Origin of the sequence: Mesorhizobium sp. M5C.F.Ca.ET.164.01.1.1 (assembly GCF_004792125.1) — a bacterium.
Classification (GTDB): domain Bacteria; phylum Pseudomonadota; class Alphaproteobacteria; order Rhizobiales; family Rhizobiaceae; genus Mesorhizobium; species Mesorhizobium wenxiniae.
On record NZ_SRTG01000534.1, the window covers coordinates 1 to 292 of the forward strand.

The following is a 292-nucleotide window of genomic DNA, read 5'->3' on the forward strand; positions in this document are numbered from 1 at the left end:
CGACGAGACAGGCAATGCAGCAACCATCGCGACCGATCTGCTGGCGCAGGCCGAGCACGACGTCCGCACCCGCGTTGGGCTCGTGACGACTGATCGCAAGCTTGCTGAAGACGTTCTCAAGGAAGTAGAAAGGCAGTTGGAAGACCTGCCCACGGCTCCGGTGGCAGGCCTCGCTTGGAATGATTATGGCGAGATTACCGTGGTTGAAGACGAAGAGACCATGATTGATTACGCGGATTATATTGCAACGGAACACCTGCAAATCCACACCCGCGATCCGCAGGCAACCGCT

General features: G+C 57.5%; 1 protein-coding gene. It reads left to right on the forward strand.

Features of this window, described 5'->3' with window-relative positions:
- A partial coding sequence (locus EN807_RS34615) for a histidinol dehydrogenase (protein WP_135938097.1) occupies positions 1-292 on the forward strand: 292 nt, incomplete at both ends.